Origin of the sequence: Methylobacterium guangdongense (genome assembly GCF_038442355.1) — a bacterium.
In the GTDB taxonomy this organism is placed as follows: domain Bacteria; phylum Pseudomonadota; class Alphaproteobacteria; order Rhizobiales; family Beijerinckiaceae; genus Methylobacterium; species Methylobacterium guangdongense.
The window spans coordinates 550401-557145 of record NZ_JBBXMX010000003.1 but is presented as its reverse complement, the minus strand read 5'-3'; the positions used below and the strand labels follow the sequence as shown (position 1 = coordinate 557145).

Genomic DNA, 6745 nt, shown 5'->3' with positions numbered 1-6745 from the left:
GACGGGCAACGACAAGCTGGTGGCCGAGGGCAAGGCGCAGGAGCTGAAGGGCGAGGCGCAGAAGACGGTGGGCGACGTCAAGGACGGCGCCCAGCACCTCGCCGACAAGGTCACCGGCAAGCGCTGAGACCGCGACAATCCCACCGGGCGGCGCCGGCCCTGCCGACGCTGCCCACGCTCCGATGCGGGGCTCCTCCCACACGACACAGGAGAGACACATGAACCGCGACCAGATCCGTGGCGCGTCCCGTCACATCAAGGGTCGCGCCCAAACCGCCCTCGGCGGCTTGACCGGCGATCCGGCCCGCCAAGTCCGCGGCGCCGTGAACCAAGTAACCGGTGGCGCGCAGTACGCCTATGGCCGGGCCCGGGATCGGGCCGAGGATCTCGTCGAAGATGGCCGGCACCTCGCCCACGAGGCCCGGGAGCGGGCGGATCATCTGATCGACGACGGCCGCCACTATGCCGACGAAGCCCGCCGCCGCGTGAGCAGCCACGGCCGCCGCGCCATCCGGTACGCCGATACCAACCGCACCACCACGCTGCTGGCCTTCGTGGGCGTGGCCTTCGCCCTGGGCTGGCTCGCCCGCCCGTCCCGCTGAAATCCGGAGGTTTCCATGATCCGCAAGCTTCTCACCGCCTTCCTGCTGCCGAAGGTCATCGCCTTCGTCAGCCGCCGCCTCAACGGCCGGGCGTCCACTCCGCCCCGCCGCGGATACTGACCGTCGAGCGAAGCGCGTTCGTCCGAGCCGAAGCCGATCTCGAATGCCCCATCGGTCCGATGACCTGAGACCGTGAACCAAAGGCTGCGGTCGCCACGCTGAACCGGCGACCGCAGCCCGAGCGAGGGCCCGCAACCGCATATCCCATCGCGACGCAGGGGAACCGACACGACATGATGACAGCCCTGCGTCGCATCCTCTTCACCGCGCTGATCGGCGGGCTCGCCGGCCTTGGGGTGATCACGGCGCTGCTCGGCCGGCGTCAACGCAAACGTGTCGCGATGCAGGCTGAGGAGCTGATCCCGGTCCCCGCGCCCTCACCCGAAGTCCTCAGGACGGGCGGCGGACGCCGCGCGGCCCTCGCGTTCGTATGCCTGCTCCTACTGATCGGGCTGGCCGGAATTGTCTACGAGAGCAGGGACGTGATCTTCGATCACGACGCCCCCTCCCCCGACGTCGACCGAAAGCCGTTGGCCGCCCTGTCGGGGCCGATCACCGGGACGAGCCGCCCGCGCGCCGCGACGGACGAGATGGCGACAGGATCTCTGCGGATTCCTGAGCCCGACGCATCGGCTAGCGCGCAGACGCCGCCGACGCCTAGCTCTGTCTCGCCGGGCTCGGACATCCTGCGCGTCGAGCCGAACGGCTCTGCATCAGTCGCCGGACGGGTCGCGCCGCATGCCGTCGAGGGCAAGCGCCCGGCCGATACGCGGGCGGTTGCCGGCGGGCATCGGACACCGACCTCACCTGATCTGCCGACTGGGAACAGCCACCCCGACCGCCGCGCCGCGGACGCCGACGAAGCGACACGGCATCCCCCGGGGCATGTCGCCTCGATGGCGGCTCCGCACCGGGATGTGGCGCCCCTCGGCGCCGTGACGTCGCCCGGCAAACCAACAGAGGCCCTGTCCGAGCCGGACGGTGCGACCGCGATCGGCTTGGGTACCTCCACAGGACAGGCCGCGTCGAAGCCTCGGGCCGAGAATGACGCCTCACCGAATCACGAAACGCCAATGCAGATCGAGGATCAGGCGAATCGCGCCGCCAGCCTTCCTCGCCCTGATGCCGATACTCCCCGGCCGGGCGTCACGACCGAACCAAGCCGAGCGGGCAACGACATCGCACCCAAGGCGGTTGAACCCGCACAGGATCCGAGCGCGGCAGCAACGGACAGCGCGTCGGGCGAACCTGATGCGGCCGGTCCCAAGGTGATCAGCGTCGAGCCCGCGGAGGGCGGTCGATGGCTCGTGACGGCGAAGGCGGCCGCGGGAACGAACCTGCGCCTCCACATGAACGACACGCTGATTGCCCCGGCCATTGTTGGCCGCGATGGGACGGTCACGTTCACCATCGACCACGGGGTGGCGCGGGGCAATGACAGGCTTCGGCTCGACCGCGTCGATCCTGCGACCGGCACGGTTCGCGACCGCGCCGAAATCCCGTTCACGGCCCTCGCCAACGATCACGACGGCGGGGGCTCTCCCGTTGCGCAACAGGTCGGGCCGCGCGTGGTTGCCGGATTGGGCGCCAACGATCGAGAGGCTCCCCGGGACATCGGTCGACGTGACGAGTCTGCGATGGTTTCGCCGCAGCCCCCGGAGACAGGCAGCCCTCACGCGCGCGGGCCGGCTGGGAGCGGCGCCGGGTCATCCGACGTCCATGGGCCCGGAATCGAGACCATCCGCATCGTGCGCGGCGACGACCTCTGGACGATCAGCCGGCGCACCTACGGCCAGGGGCGGCGCTACACCCTGATCTACGATGCCAACCGGAAGCGGATCCGGGATCCCGATCTCATTTGTCCAGGACAGATTTTCGTGTTGCCGAACGCGAACGGCGCGGCGGTGAGGACGAGCGAACGGGTGGACTGAAGTCTGGGCTCGCTCTGGTGTCTTAATGGTCCGACCGGCCACTGGGTCGGTGTTGGGGCAGGCTGTTACGGTCTTCCGCATCGCCCAGTCAGGGAGAATGCGTCGGGCTTCAGATCGGCAGCATCCGCACCGCAAATCGATGCCGACGCCGCGCTGAAGACGGCCGACTCCAGGCCCGCGATCAATCGATTTGAATGCAAAATACTCTTGAGCGATCGAAGCCAGTGGCAAGTTGACGCTGATCGTTGTTGCGCGCCTGTGCTTGGAGAACTGAAGTCAAGACGGGTTGTTTATGGGAGCCAACATAGAAGGATAAAGTCTTTGCGCCTGAAAATGCTTTCTGGTGCGGTCGTCCTGGCCGCCTTCGGTTTCGCCACCACGGTGGCCTCCGCGCAGGAAGGCAGTCCCTGCTCGGACGATATCGCCAAGTTGAAGCGGGACCTCGGAACACAGGTCGGCTTGGGGGCACCCGTCTCCCAGCCCGATGCCGGTCAACAGAAGGGGCCGAATGCGGGCTCGAATGGGCAGGTTGCCGACACGACTGGAACAACGTCCAAGTCGGCGGACGACTCGCAGAACGGTCGGATGACCCGGGAGGGCGGCGGATCGCCGGGTACGGTCGGCGGCGTCGCAGGCCCCGTGGCGGCCACGGCCGGGAAGGCGCAGGCCGACGCCGTGGCGAACGGTCAAGTGGCGACCTCGCCGGCCGACGTTCGGGCTCAGTCGGAGAACAAGCCGACCGCGGCCGCGCAGGCTGAACAGGGCGGTACCCCGTCTGCCTCGGCGAAACTGTTGACCGAGGACAAAATTTCGCAGGCCAAGACGGCGCTGCAGCGCGCGACCGACCTCAACGCTAAGGGCGACCAATCGTGCCGCGACGCGGTGCAGGAGGCTCGCAACCTGATGCCGCAGCAAACACGCTGACCGGACGCCGCCCCGCCTTCGCCATGCGCGAATGGCGGGGACGCCCCAGGCATGGGCGCGCGTGCAGAGTGCCGCCCTTGGCTTAGATCCGGGCGTCGTCGCCCACGTGGCTTCTCTTGGCGGAAGCCTCAAAATGAGGGCTACCCATGAACATATTCATGACGATCGTGTCATATGCCGTCGCCGCGGCCGCGCTCTGCACCCTCGCGGTGGTCGTGGTTCAATCCGCCGGTATGCTGGCCGGATCCTGAGCCCGTTTCCCGCCGGTGCCGCCGGATTGCACGGAAGATCGGCGTCCGACCGGGACCTCGCTGGCCTCCGCCCAGTGCGTGTGTCACGCAATGAAGCAACGATCCGCGGGCAATCGGACACGGGGTGGTGGTTTCTCTATAGCCCCGGCTCTTACCTCCGGTGACAGTGTCCTAATGCCCTCGGGCATCTCGCAGGACAGCTTGAACCTGCGCGGCCGCGACGGCCAATGCGGGCTGCTCCGGGATGTTATCCGGATCGGTCTGTGCGAGGGCGCCGAGCCGGTAAGTGATCCTGTGCTCCACCGCCTCTAATAACGCGCGCGCCGGCTCCTCATCGATGCGCAGCAACGACTGCGCGAGATCGAGATAAGCACTCCGCAGGAGGCTGAACGCAAAGCGTGTCGCGGTTTCATCCGCGATCGGCGTCATGTCGGTCATCACGTGCTCCTGAACAAACACGCTCCCCATGTCGAAGATCTTATATCCGGTTCTCCAACAATTGTAAAACTGCTGGTAAACGGTTCAAAATTCGCATTAGCGAGCGCGAATGTTGACCTAAAGTTTCAACATATGACGAATGCCGCGCGAGATGGGCGATGATCGTCCGGGCCTGCGAGCGCGCTTCAGGTCGACGCGAAGGACCGCGACGGTCCTCACCGCCGCGCGCGATCCCCGAACACAATTTTTCTGATCGGGCCGCGAAGAGTTTTTCAGAGGCAACGCGGACCTATAATAGACTATCGTATCACCGCAGACGAGCTGCATGCCGCGATGCCGCATGTATTGATGCGATGCAATAGAATGGGACTGAAAAATTCATCTGGCCCCGACCCTGGACTCGTTCTGGCGGTGCGCAGTCGACGGGCAACGATGTCGGAGACGGTCCGTCTTGCAAACGGTGTTGCGATCGGAAGTCTGGAAGGATCACGGGCTCCATGAGGAAGAACAAGGTCATCTCGGCGCGGGAGGCGATCGCGCTGATCCGCGAGAACGACGTCGTCACCACCACGGGCTTCGTTCAGAGCTGCATTCCGGAGGCGCTCCACGCCGCTCTGGAGGCGCGCTTCGTGGAGACCGGCTCGCCCCGGGGCCTGACGCTGATCATGACGGCCGGCGCGGGCGACAGCAAAGGCCTCGGCACCGGCCGTCTGCACCATGACGGCCTCCTGTCCCGGGTGATCGCGGCCAATTTCGGCCGCATGCCGAAGGTCGCCAAGGCCGCGCAGGACAACCTGATCCGCGGTTACAACCTGCCCCAGGGCGTGATCTCGCAGCTCTATCGGGCCTGCGCGGCCGGCCAGCCCGGCCTGTTCTCGAAGGTGGGCCTCAAGACCTACGTCGATCCGCGCCACGGGGGCGCCAAGGTCAACGAGCTGACCACGGAGGACATCGTCAAGCTCGTCGAGGTCGATGGTGAGGAATGGCTGTTCTACACCGCCACCAAGATCGACGTGGCCTTCATCCGCGCGACCTCGGCGGATCCGTCCGGCAACCTCTCCTACGAGAAGGAGGCGCTGACCCTCGACTGTCTCGCCCAGGCCATGGCGGCCCGCAACAATGGCGGCATCGTCATCGCCCAGGTCGAGCGCATCGTCGATGACGGCTACCTGCTGCCCAAGGACGTGCGGGTGCCCGGCATCCTGGTCGATTGCGTGGTGGTCGCCGAGCCCGAGATGCACCGGATGAACTACGGCGTGATGCACGACGCCGCGCTCGCCGGCGAGATTCGCGTACCCGTCACCGGCATCAAGCGGATGGCGCTCAACGAGCGCAAGATCATCGCACGCCGCGCCGCGTTCGAGTTGCCGCCGAACGGCGTGGTCAATCTCGGCGTCGGCGCACCCGAGGGCATTTCGTCGGTGGCCAACGAGGAGAAGATCACCCCCTACATCACGCTCACCACGGAAGCCGGGGCGGTCGGCGGCGTGCTGGCGTCGGGCTCCAGCTTCGGCGCCGCCACCAACGCCGACTGCATCATCGACCAGAACCAGATGTTCGACTTCTACGACGGCGGCGGGCTCGACATGACCTGCCTCGGCATGGCCGAGTGCGATGCTGCCGGCAACGTCAATACCTCCCGATTCGGCGGCAAGCTGAACGGCTGCGGCGGCTTCATCAACATTTCGCAGAACGCCCGGACGGTCGTCTTCGCCGGGACCTTCACGGCCGGCGGCCTGGAGATTGCGGTCGACGACGGGCAGGTCCGGATCGTCAGCGAAGGCCGGGCGCGCAAGTTCGTCACGCAGGTCCAGCAGAACACTTTCTCGGGTCCCTACGCGGTCGAGCGCTCGCAGCCGGTCCTCTACGTCACCGAGCGCTGCGTGTTCCAGCTGACGTCGGAGGGGCTGGAACTGGTCGAGGTGGCGCCCGGCATCGACATCGAGCGGGACATCCTCGCACACATGGATTTCGCCCCCGTGGTGCGGAATCCCGTGCCGATGGATCCGCGCATCTTCCGCGACGAGCCGATGGAGCTGGCCTCGGATCTGCTCAACCTCGATCTGAAGTCCCGCGTCAGCTACGACGGCGAGCGCAACATCCTCTTCATCAACCTGGAAGGCTGGTACTGCCGGGTGAAGGGCGACATGGACGAGCTGCGCATGACCATCGTCGAGGCCTGCCGCAAGGCCGGTCAGCGGGTCAACGCCGTGATCAACCACGATGGCTTTCGGCTCAACGAGAACCTCGTCGATGATTACGCCGGCGTGCTCCAGTATCTGCAGGCGAACTACTACGCCACGACCACGCGCTACGCGACCAGCGCCTTCCTGCGCCTCAAGATGGAGGAGGCGCTGACGAAGCGCGGTGTCGCGCCCCACGTCTTCGAGCGGAAGGAGGAGGCCCAGGCCTTCCTGAGCAGCACCGAGGACAAGAAGGCGCGCAAGCGGATCTCGCCGGCGGTGGCGTCGGCAGCGTAGGGGCCGCGCGGCGGCGGATACGCGTGGGCGGCGGTCTGGTATACGGGGGCGCCGCCGCG

Annotated in this window: 6 protein-coding genes; 5 read left to right on the top strand and 1 reads right to left on the bottom strand. The window is 66.7% G+C overall.

Annotated elements, in window-relative coordinates:
* The 4 genes from AAHG09_RS09760 to AAHG09_RS09745 form a co-directional block, all read left to right on the top strand.
* Positions 1–127: CsbD family protein (locus AAHG09_RS09760; RefSeq protein WP_412760009.1), on the top strand; the 127-nt coding region annotated here is incomplete at its 5' end.
* A 91-nt stretch (positions 128–218) separates the two neighbouring features.
* Positions 219–602, top strand: coding sequence for a CsbD family protein (locus AAHG09_RS09755; protein ID WP_342106813.1), 384 nt, complete (start codon positions 219–221; stop codon positions 600–602).
* A 293-nt stretch (positions 603–895) separates the two neighbouring features.
* The gene (locus AAHG09_RS09750; protein WP_342106812.1) at positions 896–2593 is read left to right on the top strand and encodes a LysM peptidoglycan-binding domain-containing protein; all 1698 of its coding nucleotides are present in this window, start codon (positions 896–898) and stop codon (positions 2591–2593) included.
* Positions 2594–2914: 321 nt separating this feature from the next.
* Positions 2915–3517: a hypothetical protein gene (locus AAHG09_RS09745; protein WP_342106811.1), complete on the top strand. Its 603-nt coding sequence runs from the start codon at positions 2915–2917 to the stop codon at positions 3515–3517.
* Positions 3518–3939: 422 nt separating this feature from the next.
* Here the strand turns inward: AAHG09_RS09745 and AAHG09_RS09740 are convergent, their stop codons facing one another.
* On the bottom strand, positions 3940–4206 hold the full coding sequence (locus tag AAHG09_RS09740) for a hypothetical protein (RefSeq protein ID WP_342106810.1): 267 nt from the start codon (positions 4204–4206) through the stop codon (positions 3940–3942).
* 497 nt (positions 4207–4703) lie between these two features.
* Here AAHG09_RS09740 and AAHG09_RS09735 point away from each other — a divergent pair, with 497 nt between their 5' ends.
* Entirely contained in the window at positions 4704–6686 is a 1983-nt protein-coding gene (locus tag AAHG09_RS09735) for an acyl CoA:acetate/3-ketoacid CoA transferase (protein WP_342106809.1), read from the top strand.
* Positions 6687–6745: the final 59 nt, after the last annotated feature.

Bases quoted from the DNA above. Each gene is read 5' to 3' on its own strand.
- AAHG09_RS09755 (WP_342106813.1), top strand. From the start codon at position 219: ATGAACCGCGACCAGATCCGTGGCGCGTCCCGTCACATCAAGGGTCGC.
- AAHG09_RS09750 (WP_342106812.1), top strand. From the start codon at position 896: ATGATGACAGCCCTGCGTCGCATCCTCTTCACCGCGCTGATCGGCGGG.
- AAHG09_RS09740 (WP_342106810.1), bottom strand. From the start codon at position 4,206: ATGACCGACATGACGCCGATCGCGGATGAAACCGCGACACGCTTTGCG.
- AAHG09_RS09735 (WP_342106809.1), top strand. From the start codon at position 4,704: ATGAGGAAGAACAAGGTCATCTCGGCGCGGGAGGCGATCGCGCTGATC.